The 20429-nt window shown below is 66.2% G+C and carries 23 protein-coding genes; 11 read left to right on the forward strand and 12 right to left on the reverse strand.

The genetic code is table 11. The features are described from left to right. The first annotated feature begins 1 nt into the window (after position 1). From ntrX to ABD050_RS26200, 5 genes are all read left to right on the forward strand, one after another. Positions 2 to 1375 carry a nitrogen assimilation response regulator NtrX gene (gene ntrX / locus ABD050_RS26180; protein ID WP_343892500.1) on the forward strand — a complete coding sequence of 458 codons (1374 nt, stop codon included), beginning with the start codon at positions 2 to 4 and terminating at the stop codon, positions 1373 to 1375. 169 nt (positions 1376 to 1544) lie between these two features. Continuing rightward, on the forward strand, positions 1545 to 2126 hold the full coding sequence (gene hfq, locus ABD050_RS26185; RefSeq protein ID WP_343892501.1) for an RNA chaperone Hfq: 582 nt from the start codon (positions 1545 to 1547) through the stop codon (positions 2124 to 2126). Next, the gene (hflX, locus tag ABD050_RS26190; protein WP_343892502.1) at positions 2123 to 3415 is read left to right on the forward strand and encodes a GTPase HflX; all 1293 of its coding nucleotides are present in this window, start codon (positions 2123 to 2125) and stop codon (positions 3413 to 3415) included. The genes hfq and hflX overlap by 4 nt, the downstream gene beginning before the upstream one ends. An 88-nt stretch (positions 3416 to 3503) precedes the next feature. Continuing rightward, positions 3504 to 3965: a MarR family winged helix-turn-helix transcriptional regulator gene (locus tag ABD050_RS26195; protein ID WP_343892503.1), complete on the forward strand. Its 462-nt coding sequence runs from the start codon at positions 3504 to 3506 to the stop codon at positions 3963 to 3965. A 24-nt stretch (positions 3966 to 3989) separates the two neighbouring features. Beyond that, entirely contained in the window at positions 3990 to 4397 is a 408-nt protein-coding gene (locus ABD050_RS26200; RefSeq protein WP_343892504.1) for a DUF1398 family protein, read from the forward strand. Between the two features lie 7 nt (positions 4398 to 4404). On the opposite strand, the gene ABD050_RS26205 is transcribed toward ABD050_RS26200, so the two are convergent. The 6 genes from ABD050_RS26205 to metG form a co-directional block, all read right to left on the reverse strand. Next, positions 4405 to 4974, reverse strand: a complete 570-nt coding sequence (locus ABD050_RS26205; protein WP_343892505.1) for a hypothetical protein — start codon at positions 4972 to 4974, stop codon at positions 4405 to 4407. Then, a complete protein-coding gene (mazG, locus tag ABD050_RS26210) occupies positions 4974 to 5741 on the reverse strand; it encodes a nucleoside triphosphate pyrophosphohydrolase (protein WP_343892506.1) in 768 nt (255 codons plus the stop codon). The genes ABD050_RS26205 and mazG overlap by 1 nt, the downstream gene beginning before the upstream one ends. A gap of 205 nt (positions 5742 to 5946) precedes the next feature. Further along, entirely contained in the window at positions 5947 to 6150 is a 204-nt protein-coding gene (locus ABD050_RS26215) for a hypothetical protein (protein ID WP_343892507.1), read from the reverse strand. Next, the gene (locus tag ABD050_RS26220; protein WP_343892508.1) at positions 6147 to 6911 is read right to left on the reverse strand and encodes an MBL fold metallo-hydrolase; all 765 of its coding nucleotides are present in this window, start codon (positions 6909 to 6911) and stop codon (positions 6147 to 6149) included. The genes ABD050_RS26215 and ABD050_RS26220 overlap by 4 nt, the downstream gene beginning before the upstream one ends. Next, positions 6908 to 7684 carry a TatD family hydrolase gene (locus tag ABD050_RS26225; protein WP_343892509.1) on the reverse strand — a complete coding sequence of 259 codons (777 nt, stop codon included), beginning with the start codon at positions 7682 to 7684 and terminating at the stop codon, positions 6908 to 6910. The genes ABD050_RS26220 and ABD050_RS26225 overlap by 4 nt, the downstream gene beginning before the upstream one ends. After that, positions 7684 to 9231 (reverse strand): methionine--tRNA ligase, encoded by a 1548-nt coding sequence (gene metG, locus ABD050_RS26230; protein ID WP_343892510.1) that lies wholly within the window; start codon positions 9229 to 9231, stop codon positions 7684 to 7686. The genes ABD050_RS26225 and metG overlap by 1 nt, the downstream gene beginning before the upstream one ends. A gap of 111 nt (positions 9232 to 9342) precedes the next feature. On the opposite strand from metG, the gene ABD050_RS26235 reads away from it, so the two are divergent. Together ABD050_RS26235 and ABD050_RS26240 are read left to right on the forward strand one after the other, a co-directional pair. Next, entirely contained in the window at positions 9343 to 9834 is a 492-nt protein-coding gene (locus ABD050_RS26235) for a MarR family winged helix-turn-helix transcriptional regulator (RefSeq protein ID WP_343892511.1), read from the forward strand. After that, positions 9831 to 10481 carry a glutathione S-transferase family protein gene (locus tag ABD050_RS26240; protein ID WP_343892512.1) on the forward strand — a complete coding sequence of 217 codons (651 nt, stop codon included), beginning with the start codon at positions 9831 to 9833 and terminating at the stop codon, positions 10479 to 10481. Before ABD050_RS26235 ends, ABD050_RS26240 begins: the two co-directional genes overlap by 4 nt. 2 nt (positions 10482 to 10483) lie before the next feature. Here ABD050_RS26240 and ABD050_RS26245 read toward each other — a convergent pair whose 3' ends face one another. Beyond that, positions 10484 to 11254, reverse strand: a complete 771-nt coding sequence (locus ABD050_RS26245) for a hypothetical protein (protein WP_343892513.1) — start codon at positions 11252 to 11254, stop codon at positions 10484 to 10486. Positions 11255 to 11557: 303 nt separating this feature from the next. Here ABD050_RS26245 and ABD050_RS26250 point away from each other — a divergent pair, with 303 nt between their 5' ends. Continuing rightward, positions 11558 to 11920: a response regulator gene (locus tag ABD050_RS26250; protein WP_343892514.1), complete on the forward strand. Its 363-nt coding sequence runs from the start codon at positions 11558 to 11560 to the stop codon at positions 11918 to 11920. Positions 11921 to 12063: 143 nt separating this feature from the next. Then, positions 12064 to 12426: a response regulator gene (locus ABD050_RS26255; protein ID WP_343892515.1), complete on the forward strand. Its 363-nt coding sequence runs from the start codon at positions 12064 to 12066 to the stop codon at positions 12424 to 12426. Positions 12427 to 12447: 21 nt separating this feature from the next. On the opposite strand, the gene ABD050_RS26260 is transcribed toward ABD050_RS26255, so the two are convergent. Next, the gene (locus ABD050_RS26260) at positions 12448 to 12570 is read right to left on the reverse strand and encodes a hypothetical protein (RefSeq protein ID WP_343892615.1); all 123 of its coding nucleotides are present in this window, start codon (positions 12568 to 12570) and stop codon (positions 12448 to 12450) included. Positions 12571 to 12589: 19 nt separating this feature from the next. Here ABD050_RS26260 and ABD050_RS26265 point away from each other — a divergent pair, with 19 nt between their 5' ends. Further along, the gene (locus tag ABD050_RS26265) at positions 12590 to 14830 is read left to right on the forward strand and encodes an ATP-binding protein (protein WP_343892614.1); all 2241 of its coding nucleotides are present in this window, start codon (positions 12590 to 12592) and stop codon (positions 14828 to 14830) included. A gap of 130 nt (positions 14831 to 14960) precedes the next feature. Here the strand turns inward: ABD050_RS26265 and ABD050_RS26270 are convergent, their stop codons facing one another. The 4 genes from ABD050_RS26270 to ABD050_RS26285 all read right to left on the reverse strand — a co-directional run bounded on the left by ABD050_RS26270 (position 14961) and on the right by ABD050_RS26285 (position 19790). Beyond that, positions 14961 to 15875: a transferrin-binding protein-like solute binding protein gene (locus ABD050_RS26270; RefSeq protein ID WP_343892516.1), complete on the reverse strand. Its 915-nt coding sequence runs from the start codon at positions 15873 to 15875 to the stop codon at positions 14961 to 14963. Between the two features lie 16 nt (positions 15876 to 15891). After that, the gene (locus tag ABD050_RS26275; RefSeq protein WP_343892517.1) at positions 15892 to 17232 is read right to left on the reverse strand and encodes a surface lipoprotein assembly modifier; all 1341 of its coding nucleotides are present in this window, start codon (positions 17230 to 17232) and stop codon (positions 15892 to 15894) included. 191 nt (positions 17233 to 17423) lie between these two features. Continuing rightward, on the reverse strand, positions 17424 to 18734 hold the full coding sequence (locus ABD050_RS26280) for a chymotrypsin family serine protease (RefSeq protein WP_343892518.1): 1311 nt from the start codon (positions 18732 to 18734) through the stop codon (positions 17424 to 17426). 42 nt (positions 18735 to 18776) lie between these two features. Further along, a complete protein-coding gene (locus tag ABD050_RS26285; protein ID WP_343892519.1) occupies positions 18777 to 19790 on the reverse strand; it encodes a YncE family protein in 1014 nt (337 codons plus the stop codon). A 170-nt stretch (positions 19791 to 19960) separates the two neighbouring features. Between ABD050_RS26285 and ABD050_RS26290 the strand changes: the two genes are divergently transcribed. Next, positions 19961 to 20422 (forward strand): hypothetical protein, encoded by a 462-nt coding sequence (locus ABD050_RS26290; RefSeq protein WP_343892520.1) that lies wholly within the window; start codon positions 19961 to 19963, stop codon positions 20420 to 20422. Positions 20423 to 20429 lie beyond the last annotated feature (7 nt).

Genomic DNA, 20429 nt, shown 5'->3' on the forward strand with positions numbered 1-20429 from the left:
CATGGCACTCGACATCCTCATCGTCGACGACGAGCGCGACATCCGCGAACTGGTGGCCGGCGTTCTCGAAGACGAAGGCTATCAGACGCGCGGCGCCGCCGACAGCGATGCGGCGCTCGAGGCGATCTCGGCGCGGCGCCCGTCGCTGGTGCTGCTCGATGTCTGGCTGCAGGGCTCGCGGCTCGACGGGCTCGAGCTGCTCGACGAGCTGAAGCGGCGCGATTCCTCGATTCCCGTGCTGGTGATCTCGGGGCATGGCAATCTCGATACCGCGGTCGCCGCGATCAGGCGGGGCGCCGCCGACTTCATCGAAAAGCCGTTCGAGGCAGAGCGGCTGCTGCTGATGGTCGCCCGCGCGACCGAGACCGAGCGGTTGCGGCGCGAAGTGGCGTCGCTGCGTGCCTCGGTCGGCACCAACAACGACCTGACCGGCAGCTCGACCGCGATCAACAGCGTGCGCGCCACCCTCAAGCGCGTCGCCTCGACCGGCAGCCGCGTGCTGGTGATGGGCGCGGCGGGCGTCGGCAAGGAAATCGCCGCGCGGCTGCTCCATGGCTGGAGCCAGCGCGCCGATGCGCCCTTCGTGGTGGTCAACGCAGCGCGGATGACGCCGGAGCGGGTCGAGGAAGAATTGTTCGGTGTGGAGGAGGGCGGGCAGCTCGTCCGGTCCGGCCTGCTCGAGCAGGCGCATGGCGGCACCCTGTTCCTCGACGAGATCGCCGACATGCCGATCGCCACCCAGGCGCGGATCCTGAGGGTGCTGACTGACCAGAGCTTCACCCGGGTCGGCGGGCAGCGGGTGGTCAAGGTCGATGTCCGCGTCGTCTCGGCGACCGCGCGCGACCTGACGCACGAGATCGCCGAGGGCCGCTTCCGCGAGGATCTCTATTACCGGCTGAACGTGGTGCCGGTCGTGATTCCGGGCCTTGCCGAGCGCCGCGAGGACATCCCGGCTTTGGTCGCGCATTTCATGGCGCATTATGCCGCCGAGCGCCGCGTGCCGACCCCCGAGATCGCGCCTGACGCCATGGTCGCGCTGCAGAGTTACGAATGGCCGGGCAATGTCCGCCAGCTGCGCAACGTCGTCGAGCGGACGATCATCATGGCGCCGGGCGACCGGATCGGCCGGATCGATCTCGACCTGCTGCCCGCCGAGGTGCTCGGCGACCCGGGCGACATGGGCGGCAGCACCAATGCGATCATGGGATCGCCCTTGCGTGAGGCGCGCGAGACCTTCGAGCGCGAATATCTGCGCATCCAGATCAGGCGCTTTTCCGGGAATATCTCGCGGACGGCGAGCTTCATCGGGATGGAGCGCTCAGCCTTGCACCGGAAGCTGAAGCTGCTGGGGATCACCGAGACTAGGGACGAGTAGAGCGGCGTTGCCTTTCTTCATTCTCCTCCCGCTTGCGGGAGGGGTTAGGGGAGGGCCTGTTACAGGGCGCGAGTAGCAGGACAGGCCCTCCCCCGACCCCTCCCGCCAAGCGGGAGGGGAGAGTCTTTTCCACGACGAACAGTGGACGTACGCCCCCGTCGCCCCTAGATTGGCGGCGTCGCGCTCTCGGGAGCGCGTTTCCGACGCCGGGAACCGGTGCACAGCAGGCGAACAGCCTGCCAATAACAAGGATCGACCGATGGCCGACAAGCAAACCTCTCTCCAGGATCTCTTCCTCAACGCGCTGCGCCGTTCCAAGACGCCGGTGACGATGTTCCTCGTCAAGGGCGTCAAGCTCCAGGGAATCGTCACCTGGTTCGACAATTTCTCGGTGCTGCTGCGCCGCGACGGCCAGTCCCAGCTCATCTACAAGCATGCGATCTCGACGATCATGCCTTCGGCGGCAGTCGATGTGGCGGCGATCGTCAACGCCGTCGGCGAGGCGCAGAAGAAGCAGCCTCTGCTCCAGGAGATCTTCCTCAACGCAGTCCGCAAGTCGGACGACAATGTGACGATGTTCCTCGTCAACGGCGTGATGCTCCAGGGCCAGATCGCTGCGTTCGACCTGTTCTGCATGCTGCTCCAGCGCGACGGCATGTCGCAGCTCGTCTACAAGCACGCGGTGTCGACGATCCAGCCGGCGCATCCCCTCAATTTGGCTGATGAAACAGCAGGTTCGGACGAAGATTGACCACTGGCTTCGAACGGGATCGCGATGAGTTCGCACGTGGCACGCGCGCCATTATCGTGTATCCTGAGCACGGCGTCTCCTCGCGAGACGCCGAGGCGCGGCTGAACGAAACGGCGGGCCTCGCCGAGGCGATCGGCGTGGTGGTGGCGGACAAGGTCGCGATCCGGGTGCGCCAGGCCAAGCCGGCGACCTTGATCGGCAGCGGGCAGGTCGAGGCGCTTGCCGCCACGGTGCGGATGGAGGAGGCGGGGCTGGTCGTGTTCGACGCTGCCCTGTCGCCCGTCCAGCAGCGCAATCTCGAGACAGCGCTCGAGGCCAAGGTGATCGATCGCACCGGGCTGATCCTCGAGATTTTCGGCGAGCGCGCGGCGACCGCCGAGGGGCGGTTGCAGGTCGAGCTCGCCCATCTCGACTATCAGGCCGGCCGGCTGGTGCGGAGCTGGACTCACCTCGAGCGCCAGCGCGGCGGCTTCGGCTTTCTCGGCGGCCCGGGCGAAACCCAGATCGAGGCTGACCGCCGCCTGATCCGCGATCGCATGGCGCGGCTCCGCAAGGAGCTCGACCAGGTGACGCGCACCCGCGGCCTTCACCGCGACCGCCGCCAGCGCGCGCCCTGGCCGGTGATTGCCCTGGTCGGCTATACCAATGCCGGAAAATCGACGCTTTTCAACCGGTTGACCGGCGCTGACGTCATGGCGGAAGACCTGTTGTTCGCGACCCTCGACCCGACCTTGCGGCAGATTTCGCTGCCGGGGATCGACAAGGCGATCCTGTCGGACACGGTCGGCTTCGTGTCCGAACTGCCGACCCAGCTCGTCGCCGCCTTCAAGGCGACGCTCGAGGAAGTGATCTCGGCCGACCTGCTGATCCATGTCCGCGACATTGCGCACCCCGACAGCACAGCCCAGCGTGCCGATGTCGAGGCAGTGCTGACCGAGATCGGCGTTGCCGCCACGACGCCGCGCATCGAGGCGTGGAACAAGCTCGATCTGCTCGAAGGCGACGCGCGCGAGGAGATGATCGCTGAGGCGGGGCGCCGCCAGGACGTGGTCGCGATTTCGGCGATAACCGGGGAGGGGGTCGATACCCTGATCGAAACGGTCGCCGCGCTCCTGACCCAGGGGCATCGCCGCTACACGATCACGCTCGATGCGTCCGACGGCGCCGGGGCGGCGTGGCTGCATGCGCATGGCGAGGTGATCGCGCAGGATGTCGAGGGCGACAGCGCGGTGTACGACGTACGGATGGCGCCGCGCGATTATGAGCGGTTCAACCAGCGAAACGACTGAACGGCCGCCCCAACGGGGAGGCCGTGATCTTGTTGGTTGACTAGGAAACTATTATCAATTAGTTTCCTAGTCAACTAAAGGATGACTCGTGGCTGCAGACCCGGATCCAAGCCCGCTCGACGCCCATCTCGGCTATTGGCTGCGCTTCGTCTCCAACCATGTCTCGCACGGCTTCACCCTGAAGCTCGCGGCGCGGGACGTGACGATGGCCGAGTGGGTGCTGCTGCGCATGATCTATGCCCATGACGTCGGCGCGCCGAACCGGCTGGCGCGGGATCTCGGCATGACCAAGGGCGCGATTTCGAAGCTGGTCGACCGGCTGGTGGGAAAGGGGCTGGCCGCCAAGGCGCAAATGGCGTCGGATCGCCGGCATCAGGATGTGTGGCTGACGCCGGCGGGCCGGGCGCTGGTGCCCGAACTGGCGGCGCTGGCTGACGCCCACGACGCTGAATATTTCGGGCATTTGAGTGCTGCCGAGCGTGAGACGCTCGAAACCATGCTCCGCGACATCGTGAAGCGGCGCGGCCTTGCGGAGCTGCCGGTCGACTAACGGTCTCGAAACAGGAGAAAATCGATGAACCAGCATGTGATCGAGACGCTCGAGCAGTGCACGTGCGCCGCCGATGACGCGAGCCTCAGATTTCCCGAGATCGTCGCGAAGCTGATGGAGGCGGGGGTCGAGCAATATCATGCCGATCTGCTTCGGGCGGAAAAGACCTATTATCTGCCGGATGGCGTCACTCATATTTCCAAGTGCGCGCCGGTCGCCACGCTATTCGCTACGGCGTTCGATGCCGCGGGAATCGCCGCCGCGGTGCGGGCGAGCCAGGCGCAGGAGATCGACTATACGGCATTTTGCGAACGGGTCGCCGCAGCGGGCTGCACGGGCTATTTCGTCTCGATGGCGGGACGCCGCGCGCTGTATCTCGGGCGGACGGCGGAGAGTTGTGTCGAATATTTCCCTTCAACGCCGCGACAATGACCAGAATTCAATGGCTTCTGGGACAGGTTCCCGAATAGGCGAAGCGATAGCCGGCGTCGAAGCAGCGAACCAGGTCATTCACGGTATCGAGATTGGTCGGCCAGGTCAGCTCCTGGCCGAAGCGTTTGCGGAACAGGGTGGCCATGGCGTCAAAGTCGGCGGGCTTCGGAAGCGACACCAGCCCTGCACGGGCCCGCAACAGGGCCGGCTTGTCCCGGCGCAGAAACGCAATCGTCGCCTCGCGATACCAATATTGCGCGGGTTCGCTGTCGCGAATGCCGCGAAAGACGCTGATCGCCTGATGCGTCTCACCGGCCAGCGCCAGCAACTGGCCATGGTGCCAGGCGAGCTGATCGCGTTGGGCGCTGCTCAGACCGGATCGATGCCGGGTGACATAGGCGGCGATGAGCGCCGCCCCGGCCTTTTCGCACCCTTTTCTCTCACCGATCCGGCGCCAGCCATTATCGGTCTGATCGAACGCATCGACGCTCATTCGAAGCATGGTCGGCCGGTCATAGGCGCAAGCCGGGCTGCTGGTGCCCAAAGACAGGGCGAGAAGTGCGGCGACGCCAACCATCAGGGGCCGTTGGAATCCGGCGCCTTTTCGCGCTCGTGGCGCTTTGCCGTCACCCAAAGCGCTTCCTTTTCATCGAGGTCGAGCGCTGCGAACGTATCGCCGGCTTCAGTCTCCATTGCCTTGAAACGCCGCTCGAACTTCGCATTCGCCTTGCGCAACGCCGCCTCGGCATCTACGCCCAGATGCCGCGCCCAGTTGACCACCGCGAACAGCAGGTCGCCAATTTCTTCCTCCCGTTCGGCGGGCGAGGCGGCATCGATTTCGGCGATTTCCTCGATCACTTTGGCCCGGGGCCCGTCTGCATCGGACCAGTCGAAGCCGGTGCGCGCCGCGCGTTTCTGGAGCTTTTCGGCGCGGAGCAAGGCGGGCAGGCCGATCGCGACGCCGTCCAGCGCCCCGGCATCGCCCTTGGCGGCGCGCTCGTCCGCCTTCAGCCGCTCCCAATGCTGGGCATGGCCGCCGGCGCTGTCGCCGAAGACATGCGGGTGGCGGCGCTCCATCTTGTCGCTGATTGCCGCCACGACGTCAGGCAGCGCGAACAGGCCGGCTTCCTCGGCCATGCGGCTGTGGAAGACGACCTGGAGGAGCAGGTCGCCGAGCTCGTCCTTGAGATCGGCCATGTCGTTGCGGGCGATCGCGTCGGCTACCTCATAGGCTTCCTCGATCGTGTACGGCGCGATCGAGGCGAAATCCTGGGCGACATCCCAGTCGCAGCCGGTTTCGGGATCGCGCAGACGGGCCATGATGGTGACGAGGCGGTCGATCATGCGGCCTTAGCCCAAAGGCTGACGTCACCCCGGACTTGTTCCGGGGTCCATCGTGCCCGGAATGCAACGCATGTGGTGTGTGCGGTTCGATGGATGCCGGAACAAGTCCGGCATGACGGAAGAGGGGATCGCCCCGCCCGCGTTATATCAGTCAGTTCGATAATACACATTATGTTAAATTTTGATTGGTTCGAGGCCGCCCGGTTCATTGGAACAGCCCACCCAGCGCCCCGCCGGCGCCCGTCGCCTCCTGCCAGAGCGACACGAGGATGAACAACACGCCGAAGATCGCCAGCCAGGCAAGCGCCATCTTGAAGCTGTCCTTCATCGGAATCCGCCGCGCCGCGAGCGCCGATATCGGGAATACCAGCCACAGCAGATAATAGAGCACATGGGCACGATCGTTCATGGCGTCATCTCCAGGCCGTCATAGCCGGGTTCCACGCCGGCCGGCAGGTCGCGTACCAGCGTCGCATAATCCATCGACTGGTCCATGTGAATCAGCGCGGCCCGCCGCGGCTTCAGATCGGCGATCCAGCCGAGCACGGTCGGCACATCGGGATGCGTCGGATGCGGCCGGTAGCGCAGCGCATCGACCACCCAGATATCGAGGCCCTGATACAGTGACGCCATCTCATCAGTTAATATATTGAAATCAGTTGCATAGGCGATTGACCTACCATCGTGTTCGAAGCGTAGCCCGGTGGATTCGATGGTGCCGTGCGGCTGGCTGACCGAATGGACCACGATATCCCCGATGGCGATCGTTCGGGGCAGATCCTCGATGGCGACGGTCGGCGGATAGCCGTCTCGCCCGTGAAAGACATAGCCGAAGCGCTCGACGATCCCCGCGCGCGTGTCGGGACGCGCCAGGCCGCGTACAGGGCCGCCGATCGCATGATAGATCTGCCTGAGGTCGTCGATGCCGTGGCAATGATCGGCATGGTCGTGAGTCCAGATCACCGCATCGACCGTGCCCACGCCGCCCGCCAGCAGCTGCTCGCGCATGTCCGGTGTGGTGTCGACCAGGATGCGGGTTCGCTCCGTCTCGACCAGCACCGAGACGCGCGAGCGCCGGTTGCGCGGCTCTTGCGGGTCGCAGCTGCCCCAGTCATTGCCGATCCGCGGCACGCCCGACGAGGTGCCCGAGCCGAGAATGCGGATCTTCACTGGCGCGTCTTGGCGAACAGGCTGTGGAAATTGGCGGCCGTCGCCGCGGCCAGCGCGCCGATCTCCTCGCCGCGCAGCGTTGCGAGAAATTCGGCGGTATCGGCCACGAAGGCCGGTTCGCCGGTGCGGCCGCGATGCGGCACGGGCGCGAGGAAGGGGGCGTCAGTCTCGATCAGCAGCCGGTCGAGCGGCAGCCGCGCCGCGGTTTCCTGCAGATCCTTCGCGTTCTTGAAGGTCACGATGCCCGAAATCGAGATATAGAAGCCGAGATCGAGCGCGATATCGGCGAACGCCCCGCTCGCGGTGAAGCAGTGGATGACGCCGGGATAGGCCCCCTTCCCCATTTCCTCGGCGAGGATCGCCGCCGTATCCTCCTCGGCATCGCGGGTATGGACGACGACCGGCAGCCCTGTCTCGCGCGCGGCGGCGATATGCGCGCGGAAGCTCGCCCGCTGGCGGTCGCGGTCGCTGTGATCGTAGAAATAGTCGAGCCCGCTCTCGCCGATGCCGACCACGCGCGGGTGCCGCGCACGTTCGATCAGCCGCGCTGTGCCCACGTCCGGATGCTGGTCGGCCTCGTGCGGATGGATGCCGACCGTCGCCCAGACATCGCTTTCGCGCTCGGCGGTGGCGATCACTGCGTCCCATTCGCTCTCGCGCGTCGCAATGTTGAGCATCGCCGACACGCCGCGCGCCCGGGCTCGCTCGAGGATCTCGCCCTGCTGTTCGACCAGGCCCTTATAGTTGAGGTGGCAATGGCTGTCGGCGAACATCAATCGGCCTCCACCGGCTCCAGCCGCGGGAAAACGCCGCTCGGCGCGGGCAAGGCGGTGCCGGTCACGATCGGCCGGGCGAGCGCGTCGAAATTGCGGGCATCCTCGTCCTGGCCGAGCAGATCGAGCAGCCGGTCGGCGCCATTGGGGATCGCCCAGCGCGCCATGATCGCGATCCGGCGGACTGCCTCGAGGGTGAAGTGAAGGATGGTGTCGGCGCGCTCGGGATCGGTCTTGCGCACGCTCCAGGGCGCGGCATCAGCGAAATACTGGTTGGCGTCACGCGCAGCGCTCCAGATCGCCTCGAGCGCGACATGGATCGCCAGATCGTCCATCGCCGCGCGCATGCCGGCCTCGGCGGCGGTGACGCTGGCGATCAGCGCTTCCTCGGGCTCGGTCGGCGGCAAGGCCGGCGGCACGACGCCACCGCAATTCTTGGCGACGATCGACAGGCAGCGCTGCGCCAGATTGCCGAGATTGTTGGCGAGATCGGCATTGCAGCGCGTGACGATCGCATCCTCGGAATAGCTGCCGTCCTGGCCGAAGCTCACTTCGCGCAGCAGGAAATAGCGCAGCGCATCGACCCCGAAGCGCTCGATCAGCGCGATCGGATCAGTGACGTTGCCGACCGATTTCGACATCTTCTCGCCGCGGTTGAGCAGGAAGCCGTGGCCGAACACCTGTTTCGGCAGCGCGAGCTTCGCCGACATCAGGAAGGCAGGCCAGTAAACCGCATGGAATCGCACGATATCCTTGCCGATCACATGGAGGTCGGCCGGCCACCAGCGCGCCACGTCGTCGGGCTTGTCGGGATAGCCCGCACCGGTCAGGTAATTGGTCAGCGCATCGACCCAGACATACATCACATGCCCCGGGCTGCCGGGCACCTTCACCCCCCAGTCGAAGCTGGTGCGCGACACCGACAGGTCGGAAAGCCCGCCCTCGACGAAGCGCATCACTTCGTTGCGCCGCGCCTCTGGCCGGATGAAATCGGGCTGCGCCGCATAAAGATCGAGCAAGGGCTGCTGATAGCGTGAGAGGCGGAAGAACCAGGTCTCCTCGGCGGTCCATTCTACGGGCGTGCCCTGGGGGGAAAGCTTGCCCCCTTCCCCCCCATTCTCGTCGGCTACCAGCTCCTTCTCGTCGTAAAAGGCTTCGTCGCGGACTGAATACCAGCCCTCGTAGCGATCGAGATAGAGATCGCCCGATGCCTCCATCGCCTTCCAGATCGCGACGCTGGCCTCATGATGCGCCGGCTCCACCGTGCGGATGAAGCGATCGTACGAAATATTAAGCCTGTCATCCATTTCCCTGAAATAGGACGACATTTCATCGGCGAGCGCGCGCGTTTCGATGCCGCGGTCGCGCGCCGTCTGCATCATCTTCAGGCCATGCTCGTCAGTGCCGGTCTGGAACCGCACATCGCGCCCCGCCTGGCGGTGGAAGCGTGCGATCGCGTCGGTCGCGATCGCCTCATAGGCGTGGCCGATATGCGGGCGTCCGTTCGGATAGCTGATCGCGGTGGTGATGTAATAAGGGTCGCCCATGGCGGCGTCCTAGCGCGGTTCTCGGGCGACTGGAACCACCGGCTTGCGGGTCATGGTCGACATTTGTGAAGGGCCTTGACTCATTAGGTTGATATCAACATAATTCTGCTCATGCCGCTTCCCTACGAGACCACGCTCCATGTCCGCGACGCCTGTCTGTGCCTGCACACCCAGCGCGCAGCCCGCGTCCTCGCGCGGCGGTTCGACGCGGCGCTGCGGCCCGCCGGCCTCACCAATGAGCAATTCTCGCTGCTGATGGCGCTCAACCGGCCGCAGCCGCCGCAGATCGGGGAGCTTGCCGCCCTGCTCGGCGCTGACCGCACCACGCTCACCGCCGCGCTGAAGCCGCTGGTCCGCCAGAATCTCGCAAGCGTCCATCCCGATCCCGAGGACGGCCGCGTCCGCCGCGCGGCGCTTACGCCGGAGGGCCATGCCCGCCTCACCGCCGCCCTGCCCTTCTGGACCGAGGCTCACGCAGCGATCGAGGCCGAGCTCGGCGATGCCGATCCGGCCCGGCTCAGGCGCGATCTCAAATCGCTTTCGGCGCTCAACCCAGGCGCCGCCGCAATCCCCCTCTGCGACGATCAGGAGAATGACGCATGACGATCCAGCTTTCGGCCTTTCGCTGGGTGCCGCCCTTCGCCCAGGGTTTTGTCCGCGATCTCCGGGTGCGCTGGGCGCTCGAAGAGGCAGGCCTGCCCTATGAGGCGACGCTGATCGACCCGCAGATCCAGGCGTCGCCCGATTATCGCGAATGGCAGCCCTTCGGCCAGGTTCCCGCCTATCGGGACGGCGGCGTCGAGATGTTCGAATCGGGCGCGATCGTGCTTCACCTCGCCGGCAAATCCGAGGCGTTGTCGCCGAGCGACGAGGCTGGCCGCGCGCGGGTCGCGACCTGGATCTTCGCTGCGCTCAACTCGGTCGAGCCGCATGTCCAGAACCTCGTCCATCTCGATGTCTTCCACGCGGGCGAAGCCTGGACTGAGGAGCGCCGCCCCCAGGCCGAGGCAATGCTGAGAAGCAGGCTGACGTCACTCGCGGCGTGGCTCGACGGGCGCGATTATCTCGAGGAACGCTTCACCGCGGGCGACCTGATGATGACGACGGTGCTGCGCGAACTGGTCGACAACGGCATGCTTGCCGAGTTTCCGACCCTCGACGCCTATCGCGAGCGGTGCGAGGAGCGTCCTGCCTTCGGCCGGGCAATGGAGGCCCAGCTCACGCCTTTCCGGGAAAACGCCCCGGCCTGACCTTATTGGCTCCCGTCATCGTCCGGCGCGGCCGGGTCCTGCTTCGAGCGGCGTTCGATGAAATCGAAATGGATGCGCACCCAGGAGCCGACCATCGTCCGCCCGCCGACCCGGGGCGGCCGCACCAGGAATTGCCACGAGGCGAGGCGCAATGCCCGCGCCAGGCCCGAGCCGACCGGCGATTCGCCCAGCGGCCGGCAATTCTCGACATGAAAGGCGGGCACCGTCTTGCAGGCGATGTCGGCCCATGCGCCGGGCGGCGCGCCGGTGTGCGGCATATAGGTGCGCAGCTCGGCATCGGTCGGCCTGCGATACCATTCGGCGTTGAAAAGCCGCTCGCCGCCCGGCCCTTCGCCCGGGCCGTAAGCCGAGCCGCTGTCCTTGCCTGAATCATTGCCGTCGCCTGATTTCATATTGGCGATGTTGGAGGCGTCGAAATCCTCCTTGGCGACCATCCAGCTCGGCTTCGCCTCGGGCGTCGTCACCGGCGTCGTCGTCGGCGTGATCGGTGCTGCCTGCTGGCGGGCGCTGTTGGCCTTGGCCACTGCCTTGGGGCGCTGGACCTGCTTGCCCGCCGGCTTCGGCCCCGGGCTGAGGCTGAAGCTGAGCGGCTTTTCCGCCTTTTTCCGCTGTGAGGTGATGGTCGGCGACAGCCAGAGCAACGCAAGGATGATCAGGATTTCGGCGGCCAGCGCCAGCAGGAAGCCCGATGCGCGGCGTTTTAGCGTCGGCCGCCCCCGGTCCGACGAAGAGAGATAGGTCGTCGAACTCATTGGCGGATCGCCTAGACGTGACGGCCCCGCGCCGCAACCGCCCCGCCAATTGGTTTTCGAATGTGAACGCCAGATGACTGGCCGCCATCATGACAGTCATTTCATCTTCGCTGCGCCGACGCCCCGGGAGCCGATCCGCGACGCTGCATCCGTTTCGGAGCAGATATTCATGTCGAAAGCGGAACAATCGCGCCGAACGCGGGTTGCTGCCATGTCGAATGTGTCGACGCTGGAGCCGCCAACGCCATGCCAGGGCAAGGAGCACCGCATCAGACCCTCGCCCGGCGCGGCGATTGATTTCCGATGGCGGTCATCCTTGTCGTCGATGACGATCGATTCGTCCGCGAAAGCGTCGAATGGCTGATCCGCGACATGGGCCATGTCACCCTTGCGGCGAGTGGCTGCGACAGCGCCCTCGAGCAGCTTTCGGCGCCGCAGCACATCGATGCGCTGCTCGTCGACATCCGTCTCGGTTCGAGAGCTTATGGCGGCTGCGAGATTGCCGAACGGGCGGTCGGCATCAGGCCGGGCCTGCGCGTGCTCTACACGTCGGGAAGGCCGCTTACGCCGGAGACGGCCGGCCATTTCGTGCGCGGCGGCCGGTTTCTCGAAAAGCCCTATAGCTTCGATCGGCTCGAAAGCTCGGTCGCGGCGCTGCTCCACTGAGCGCCGGCGCGTGCAAAAGGGCCCGGCATTAACTTGGTTGGAACTCTTGAAGTACATATGGTAGAGCGAAAATGGTGTCGAACGCAGCCTGAGGCGCCCAGGGCCGTCACCGCTATGAAAAATTCAACATCGATGGAGTCCTGATGGCCGTTATTCTCGTCGTGGAAGACGATATCTTCATCCGCGAAAACGCCCAGTGGATGATCGAGGATTTGGGCCATGGCACCTTGCCCGCCTGCAATCTTGCCGGGGCGCTCGCGCATCTCTCGGCGCCGGGTGAAATCGACGCTCTTTTCGTCGACATCAGGCTCGATAGGCTGACGCAGGGCGGCTATGACGTCGCTGATCAAGCCGTCAGGATGCGGCCCGGCCTTCGCGTGCTCTACACCTCGGGCAGCACGCTCACGGACGAGATGTCGGATCTCTTCGTCGGCGGCGGACAGTTCCTGCAAAAGCCTTATTCCGCCGACCAGCTCGAGACGTCGGTCGGCGCGCTGCTTCACTGATCGACCGAGCCTTCCTCCCGCTCAGGATAACGCCATCGCCACCTCTCCCATCGACGGTTCATCGGCCCTGGCCTCCAGCGCCGCGCACGGGCAGACCGAGGAATCGATCCTCAAGGCGGGCGCGCTGCAGAGCGCGATCTTCAACAGCGCCAATTTCTCAAGCATCGCGACTGACGCCAGGGGCGTGATCCAGATCTTCAACGTCGGCGCCGAGCGGATGCTCGGCTATACCGCGGCCGAGGTGGTGAACCGGGTGACCCCGGCGGACATCTCCGATCCGCAGGAGCTGATCGCGCGCGCCGAAGCGCTGAGCGGAGAGCTCGCCACTGACATCACGCCCGGTTTCGAGGCGCTCGTGTTCAAGGCCTCGCGCGGCATCGAGGATATCTACGAGCTCACCTATATCCGCAAGGACGGCACCAGGCTTCCGGCGATGGTCTCAGTCACGGCGCTGCGCGACGTGCAGGACGTGATCATCGGCTATCTGCTGATCGGCACCGACAACACGGCGCGCAAGCTGGTCGAGGCGGAGCAGAAGAAACTCGACCAGCGGCTGCGCGATCAGCAATTCTACACCCGCTCGCTGATCGAATCGAACATCGACGCGCTGATGACGACTGATCCGGCCGGGATCATCACTGACGTCAACAAGCAGATGGAGGCATTGACCGGAAGCACGCGCGACGAGCTGATCGGCGCGCCCTTCAAGGATTGCTTCACTGATCCAGCCCTTGCCGAGGCCGGCATCAAGCGGGTGCTGAGCGAGAAATCAGTCACTGATTACGAGCTGACCGCCCGTGCGCGCGACGGCAAGCAGACGGTCGTCTCCTATAACGCCACCACCTTCTATGATCGCAACCGCACGTTGCAGGGCGTCTTCGCCGCTGCGCGCGACGTCACCGAGCGCAAGCGGTTCGAGCGCGAATTGCAGCATGCCAAGGCAGCGGCCGAGAGCGCCAACCGGACCAAATCCGATTTCCTCGCCAGCATGAGCCACGAGATCCGCACGCCGATGAACGCGATCATGGGCATCGCCGATCTCCTCGCCAAGACCAGCCTCGATCCCGAGCAGGACAAATATGTCCAGATCTTCCGCCGCTCGGGCGACAATCTGCTCAATCTCATTAACGACATTCTCGATCTCTCCAAGGTCGAGGCGGCGCAGCTCGAGCTCGAGCAGACCGGATTCCTGCTCGGCGATCATCTCGAAAAGGTGATCGAGATGGTCGCGCCGCGCGCCCAGGAAAAGGGCCTCGCGCTTACCTGCGAGATCGATCCGGCGGCGAGCGGGGAACTGGTCGGCGATCCGACACGGCTGCGACAGGTGCTGCTCAACCTGCTCGGCAATGCCATCAAGTTCACCGAGAGCGGCAGCGTGGCGCTGAAGGTCGAGCCCGATCGGAATTGCGCGGTGCCGACTGCCTTGCGCTTCACCGTGACGGATACCGGCATCGGCATTCCCCACAAGAAGCTGCCGCGCATCTTCGAGCGCTTCATCCAGGCCGATTCGTCCACCACGCGGCGCTTCGGCGGCTCGGGCCTCGGGCTGACCATCTCGAAGCGGCTGGTCGAGCTGATGGGCGGACGGATCTGGGTGACCAGCGAAATCGACAAGGGCAGCGTATTCGGCTTCGCCGTGCCGTTCGAGATCTGGTCGGCCGCCCATTCGTCGGAGAGCGCGCCGGTCGGCGCCGAGGACGAGCTGCCGCTCAGGCCGCTGCGCATCCTGATGGCCGAGGATTCGCCCGACAATGTCACCATCGCCCTCGCCTATCTCGAGGACACGCCCTACCGGATCGACGTGGCGGAAACCGGGCTCATCGCCTGCGAGATGTTCAAGTCGGGCGATTACGACCTGGTGCTGATGGACCGGCAGATGCCGGTGATGGACGGCCTGACCGCCACCCGCGCCCTGCGCGCCTGGGAAAAGGCCAATGACCGCGCGCCGATCCCGATCATCGCCCTCACTGCCTCGGCGCTGAAGGGCGATCGCGAAACCTGCCTCGCGGCCGGCTGCACCGCCTATCTGACCAAGCCGATCAAGGAAGCGGTGCTGCGCCGTGCGATCCGCGACTTTTCCCGCGCGGCGCCGTCGCCCGCGGAGGACGCGGCCGAGACAAGGGCAGTGCGCTCGGCCCGGCGGCTGGCCGAGCAGGCCCCGGCCTATCTGCAGAACTGCCGGGACAATGTCATCGCGATGCACGCCGCGCTCGATCGCGGCGATTTCGAGGCGGTGACGATCCTCGGGCACAATATGCGGGGGTCGGGCAGCGGCTTCGGCTTCGAGGCGATCACCGATTTCGGCGCCGGCCTCGAACAGGCATCGGAGAATCGGGATCCCGCCGCCACGCGCCGGCTAGTCGGGGAATTGTCCTGCTATCTCGAGCAGGTGCCGGCGGCATAGAATTCAGGCGCGGGCGATGTTCGGCAGCGCGCGTATCTACTCGACCACGCCTTCGCTATTCGCCAGGACGTCCTGATTCCGATGGGGTTGAAGAGCTGCCGCCCCGCCGGCGGCAGCTCTTCATTCCGTGCTACTGCTTCACGCCGGTTACCGTGCCGACCGCCGTAAAGCTGGGGGCGGTCAGCGACCAGTCATAGCCCATTTCCGATGCCTGCGGACCGAAAAAGGCGCCCGAAAACAAACCGGTTGCCCCGGTGCCGCTCAGCGTGCCGGTGAAGCCCGGGCTGTTCGACGCAATCGTGCCGGTGCCGTTGAACGTGCCGAAGCTGGTAACGGCGCTTCCCCCGGACGCCGGTGTTCCGGCAAGTGCGAGCGAGGTGGAAATTGCGCCGGTGCCGAAATTCGCCGAGAATGTCGCCGTGCTGTTGGCGTTGAGCGTATAGGCCGAGCCTCCGCCGGTTGGGACAGCACCGCCACGGACCCCGACGCTATAGGTAGCGGTTCCGCTCTTCGGCATGTCGCTCGCCAGCGTCGGCGCCCCGCCGACCGCAAGCCGGAAAACCGCGTGGTTCGTCGCTGTGTCGATATGTCCCCAAATGCCGAGCACGGTATAGCTGAGCGGCACGCCCGACACGGTCGGCACGGTCAGGGTGAACTGATCGCGGGTCGTACCAACAGTCTTGATCCAGATCTGCGAATTGCTGCCGGGTGTCGGCTGCTGGGCGCTGGAGGGATCGAACGTCGCACTGGTGCCATCCGGTGCGGTCAGCCTGTAGGTGTCGTTAGCGGCGGTGTAAGCGACGGTAACCCCGCTGCCTAAGGCGTAGGACGATGCGTTGGAAAACCCTGCAGGGGACGTATCATATTGGATTCCCGCCGTCTGAAAACTGCGGTCACCCGTCATGTCGGCAATCTTGGTATAGCTTGCCGGAGGGGGCGGCGCACTGCCGATTCCGGCTCCGCCGCTACCGCCGCTGCAGGCCGCCAGCAGCGTGAACAAGGGCAGTGCGGTGGCCCATGCGGACGATGACTTCAAAGCTCTCATACCATCTCCTGTTTGATCAAAATGCTGAAGTGATGCCAAATTCGGCTGCGACCCTTTTGTAATCGTACAGGCCCACGGTGGAGCGGTTGCGCTCCAGGCGAAGGCGGGTGAACGGTGCAAAGCCCTTGACCTGCAGGGCACGCCAGGTGGCGCTGGCGGTCAGCGAGAATTGGTCGTCGACACGCCGTTTCGGATAGAGCGCCAGCCGCGCATCGGCCTCGAGCCGCTGGTACGCGAGCCCCAAAACCGCGGTCGTCCGCCCCATCTCGCGAAAGGCATAGCCACTGATCCCGGCGGCCACGTCGCCATAGCCGGGGTCGCGCGCGTCCTGCCGGCTGGCGGAGAGCTGCAGGCCGCCCCCCGAACGCGCCGTAAACGCCCGGTCGACCGCAGCCGACAGCGCAAAGCTGGTGCCGTCCTGCAACGCGTTGCGACGGTTTTTTACGTGCCCGGCGCCGCCATCGACACGCAGCGACATGCGCTTGCCCAGCGGATGCTGCCAGTTTGCCGCGCCACCAAGGGTCAGGCTGTACGGTTCGGTACCGTACCAGCGCCAGGCGGGGCCTGCCGACAGGGTGATCCGGTCCGCGCCGCTGAGCAACTCGGGGCCGACCTGCACGGCAAGGATGACGTCGTCGAACTGGGAACGACGATAGAGATCGGCGCTGCCCGAAGCGCGCACCAGCAGATTGGCGCCGGGCGCGAGCGCATGGCGAACATAGCCCTGCCCACGTAGCGCGAGGCCGACACCGGAACGCTCCCGGGCGTCTTGTCCGAGCGTGAAATTACCGAGCACGGTGCCGAGCGTATCCGACCGGGTCGCGCGATTCACATTGCTGTCCGGCACGATCGCCACCTCGACACTGCCGCCCAGCGGCTTGCGGGTCGCCAATGCGTTCGCGTAGAACCGCACCATCTGCTGGACCTGTGGCGGAAGGCCGGCGGCATCGGCCGCCCGAAACTCGCGCTCGGCCGCGCCGACATTGCCCATCAATGCCAGGACGCGGGCCAGTTCGAGGCGGACACGCGGAGATTTCGGTTGTTCGTCGAGGATGCGGCGGAACTCGATCGCGGCGGCGCGATAGTCGTGCCGCTGATCGGCCAGCATCATGCCCAAGCGGAACCGGGCCTCGGCGCGAAGCCGTGGATCGCGATTTTCCGCCAGCGCGCGATAGGCGGCTTCCGCGGTCTGGAAATCACCCGAATCGCGCGCCGAATCGGCATAGGCGAACAGCTCGGGCGGGCTGAGCGTAACGCCGCGATCCGCGCCGACGCGCGGAGCAGGCTCCTGGGCGATCATGGCCCCGCCCGCCGGGAGCATGACGCTACCCAGCCCCATGATGGCTTGCTGAAGCAACGTCCCCCCTTCCGATGCGCGCACACCACCTAGCGATAGCGCTCGGATAAGTCTATAGAAATGGACGCAAAAATCGCCACCAGAGCATCCGGTTCGGTTCTTAATTGGCGGTCGGAATCAACTGCACCGGCTCGACAGCAGGGTTTCGGCCTCCGGCTTCATCTCGCACGGAATCGGGTCCAGCCCGCATATCACCGGGCCACGGGCTCTCCCAGGACGGGTGCGACCGGGGACGACACCTGGCTCTCGAGCAGCGACCACCCCGCCGGCAGGTAATCGGTCGACATGTAGAAATAGAAGATGCAGCTCCCGTCGCCGCGATAGCTCGCGCCCTTGACGAGGCCGAAGGCGGTGGTGCCGTTGAACACCGGCGCGCCGCTGTCGCCGCCCTTGCAGTTCGGGCCGGCCACCGCCACCCAGGTGGCGAGGCACGCGCCGCCGCACAGATCGCCCGAGGGCGCGAAATCGACCAGCTCGACCTCGGCGCAGCTATAGCCGGTCCGCTCGCCGCGATGGCACACCACATCGCCCACCCTGGTGCTGGTGCGGTTGCGTGCGCCCGTCACGGTGCGCGCCATGGTCTTGCGGGTATCGGCGTAGAAGAGCGGCTGAAGCGCCTGCTCGCTGACATGGAGCTGCACGTCCTGATAGCCCCAGCCCCATTGGCCGAGGAACTGGAGCGGCAACTGGCTGCGATCGGGGCCGTAATAGGCGAGCGTATCGGGGCAGTGCGCCGCCGTCACCACGCCGTCGCGGGCGCCGTCGGTCACGACGAAACCGCTGGTGCAGGCATAGCGCTTGCCGTCCGCCGGGTTCATCCCCTCGACCCGCCCGCCCCCGCCGACCAGGTTCACATCCTCGAGATTGACCTCGGGGCGGTCCTGCACCCGGATCCGCACCGGCACCTTGGCGATTGCCTCGATCCTGGCCTTGAGGGCGTCCTGCCCGATCCGGTCGATATCGGCGCCGTCGACCATCAGGACGAGCTGCCCGGTCCTTGGATCGACCCCCATGCTCGGCGGATGCGGCACCGCCGCGCGGATCTCGGCCTGGTGCTGGGTGATCGCGCCGAGAATCCGGGTGCGCGATGCCGGCGCGCCCGTCCGGAAGACGATCGGCACGGTCATGCCGCCGGCGAAGACGGTCTGGTCGGGGACCGGATCGGAACCGGTCAGCAGCACGACGATCCGATAGGCCGGGCGATGCTCGATATAGAGGCCGGCCAGCCGGTCGCCATACAGGTCCTGGAGGCGGTCGGTCGTCGCGACGGTCTCCTCCTGCGCGCGGAGCCGGCGCATCGCTTCGTCGATCGGGACGGCATAGAGCCGGGCATATTCCCCCGCGTCCTGCGCCAGCGCCTCGTCTCCGGTCTGGACATGCGCGGTGACGAGGGGCGGCGGCGCCACGGCGGCGCCGGGCGATTGCGCGCTGGCACCCCCCGCGCTCATCGCCAGTACAGCGGCGATTGCCGCCCAGATATGCTTGCCGATCGCTTTACCCATGGCGCCAGCATGCGCCCGATCGCGCCCTGCTGGCAATCCGGACTATCCCCGGCTGACGACCAGAATATGCGCCGATCCGGGAATCATGGTCGGCTTCCCGCCCTGCGTCGCCGGGGGCGCGAAGCGGGCGGTCGGCAGATACAGCGTGCCGTCACGCCGATCGACCGCGCCGGTGCGCGCGCCCGCCTCGGTGGGAACGGTCGCGATCACGCTGGCGGCGCCCGGGCCCGCGATATCGATCACCGAGAGCGTGCCGTCCTTGCCGCACGGGATCAGCGCGACGCCGCGCGGGCGATCGATGATCACTGCGTCGGGGCCGTAGCCGATGGCGAGCAGGCTGACCTGCCTGGTCGCGAGATCGACCACCGCTGCCTTGCCGTTGGCGCAGGCACTGATCAGCCGGTTGCGCTGCTTGTCATAGCCGAGGCCGGTCGGGCCGGTGCAGCCGGTCAGCGCAATGGCCGGGCCCGGCTTGCCGGTGACCATGTCGGCGGTCTCGATCTCGTTCGAATCCTCATTGTTGACGTAGAGCGTCGAGCCGGCACCGACCGCGAATTCCAGGCCCGGCTTGAGCGTGATCGTCCCGACGACCGTCCCTGCCGCCGGATCGACGATCGAAACGCTTCCCGCCTTGGCGTTCATCACGAAGGCGCGCTTGCTCTTGCCGTCGTAAAACGCCCCGTCGGGATCGCTGCCGACCGCGACCTTCGCTTTCTCGGCACCGGTCGCGGTATCGAGGATCCGCACGCTGTCGTCGCGGCCGCTGCTGACGAGCAGCAGGCCGGTGCCGGCGATCGGCACCACCGCATGGCCGCGCACGATCTTGCCGATCGACGAGACTGCCCGGCTCTTCAGGTCGATGACGGTGACGCTGTCGGTGCGGGCGACATAGAGGCGGCCTGCGACGGGATCGACCTTCGCATAGTCCCAGCCGCCATCGGGCACGGCGATCGAGCCGGTGACCTTGTAGGCCGGCGCCGGCGCGGGGGGCGGCGCTGCGGCGATGATCGCGGCGGCGGCGGCGAGCAGCAGGAAACGCGTCATCAGCGTGGACATGGACGACCTCGTGAAGGACATGGGGACGCCCGTCTCATGCCAGCCTTGCCGCCTCGAGGCGAGGCGCAAGCCCTGGCCCCGGCGGCAAGGTTGGGAATTTATATAGAATTCGGCGCTTCTGCGCGTCCCCGGCGATTGCTTCGGCTGCTGCGCTGCGGCATCACCGCTGCATGAAAGCCCAGACCCAGCGCCAGCTCCGCAAGCTCCACCATTATGTCGGCGTGTTCTTCGCGCCCGCCATCCTCTTCTTCGCTCTCAGCGGCGCGGTGCAAACCTTTCGATTGGGGGAAGAAAAAGGCTGGGGCGGCACACCGCCGGCCGCCCTTGTCTGGATGACGAGCGTCCACAAGGACCAGGCCCTCCCCCGCGCCAGGGCCGAAAAGCCCGCTGCCAGGCCCGAGGCCGCCAAAGCGCCGCGCGGCGATGGCGACCGTGCCGATGATCGTCGCCGGGCGCCCCGCGGCCCCTCCCCGCTGCCGCTCAAGATCTTCGTCGTGCTGCTGGCACTCGGGCTGACCCTATCCACCGCGCTCGGCCTGACCATCGCGCTGACCAATCGCGCGACACGGCGGATGTCGATCCTGCTGGTTATCGCGGGAACGGTGCTGCCGTTGCTGCTGCTGGTGGTTTAGCGGCGCG

The sequence above is a fragment of the Sphingomonas oligophenolica genome, assembly GCF_039522915.1.
GTDB classification, from domain to species: domain Bacteria; phylum Pseudomonadota; class Alphaproteobacteria; order Sphingomonadales; family Sphingomonadaceae; genus Sphingomonas; species Sphingomonas oligophenolica.

Excerpts from the sequence above, each read along its gene's own strand:
- ntrX (WP_343892500.1), top strand. The coding sequence starts at position 2 with ATGGCACTCGACATCCTCATCGTCGACGACGAGCGCGACATCCGCGAA.
- ABD050_RS26200 (WP_343892504.1), top strand. The coding sequence starts at position 3,990 with ATGAACCAGCATGTGATCGAGACGCTCGAGCAGTGCACGTGCGCCGCC.
- ABD050_RS26205 (WP_343892505.1), bottom strand. The coding sequence starts at position 4,974 with ATGGTTGGCGTCGCCGCACTTCTCGCCCTGTCTTTGGGCACCAGCAGC.
- mazG (WP_343892506.1), bottom strand. The coding sequence starts at position 5,741 with ATGATCGACCGCCTCGTCACCATCATGGCCCGTCTGCGCGATCCCGAA.
- ABD050_RS26215 (WP_343892507.1), bottom strand. The coding sequence starts at position 6,150 with ATGAACGATCGTGCCCATGTGCTCTATTATCTGCTGTGGCTGGTATTC.
- ABD050_RS26225 (WP_343892509.1), bottom strand. The coding sequence starts at position 7,684 with ATGTTCGCCGACAGCCATTGCCACCTCAACTATAAGGGCCTGGTCGAA.
- metG (WP_343892510.1), bottom strand. The coding sequence starts at position 9,231 with ATGGGCGACCCTTATTACATCACCACCGCGATCAGCTATCCGAACGGA.
- ABD050_RS26235 (WP_343892511.1), top strand. The coding sequence starts at position 9,343 with ATGCCGCTTCCCTACGAGACCACGCTCCATGTCCGCGACGCCTGTCTG.
- ABD050_RS26240 (WP_343892512.1), top strand. The coding sequence starts at position 9,831 with ATGACGATCCAGCTTTCGGCCTTTCGCTGGGTGCCGCCCTTCGCCCAG.
- ABD050_RS26245 (WP_343892513.1), bottom strand. The coding sequence starts at position 11,254 with ATGAGTTCGACGACCTATCTCTCTTCGTCGGACCGGGGGCGGCCGACG.
- ABD050_RS26250 (WP_343892514.1), top strand. The coding sequence starts at position 11,558 with ATGGCGGTCATCCTTGTCGTCGATGACGATCGATTCGTCCGCGAAAGC.
- ABD050_RS26255 (WP_343892515.1), top strand. The coding sequence starts at position 12,064 with ATGGCCGTTATTCTCGTCGTGGAAGACGATATCTTCATCCGCGAAAAC.
- ABD050_RS26270 (WP_343892516.1), bottom strand. The coding sequence starts at position 15,875 with ATGAGAGCTTTGAAGTCATCGTCCGCATGGGCCACCGCACTGCCCTTG.
- ABD050_RS26280 (WP_343892518.1), bottom strand. The coding sequence starts at position 18,734 with ATGGGTAAAGCGATCGGCAAGCATATCTGGGCGGCAATCGCCGCTGTA.
- ABD050_RS26285 (WP_343892519.1), bottom strand. The coding sequence starts at position 19,790 with ATGTCCACGCTGATGACGCGTTTCCTGCTGCTCGCCGCCGCCGCCGCG.
- ABD050_RS26290 (WP_343892520.1), top strand. The coding sequence starts at position 19,961 with ATGAAAGCCCAGACCCAGCGCCAGCTCCGCAAGCTCCACCATTATGTC.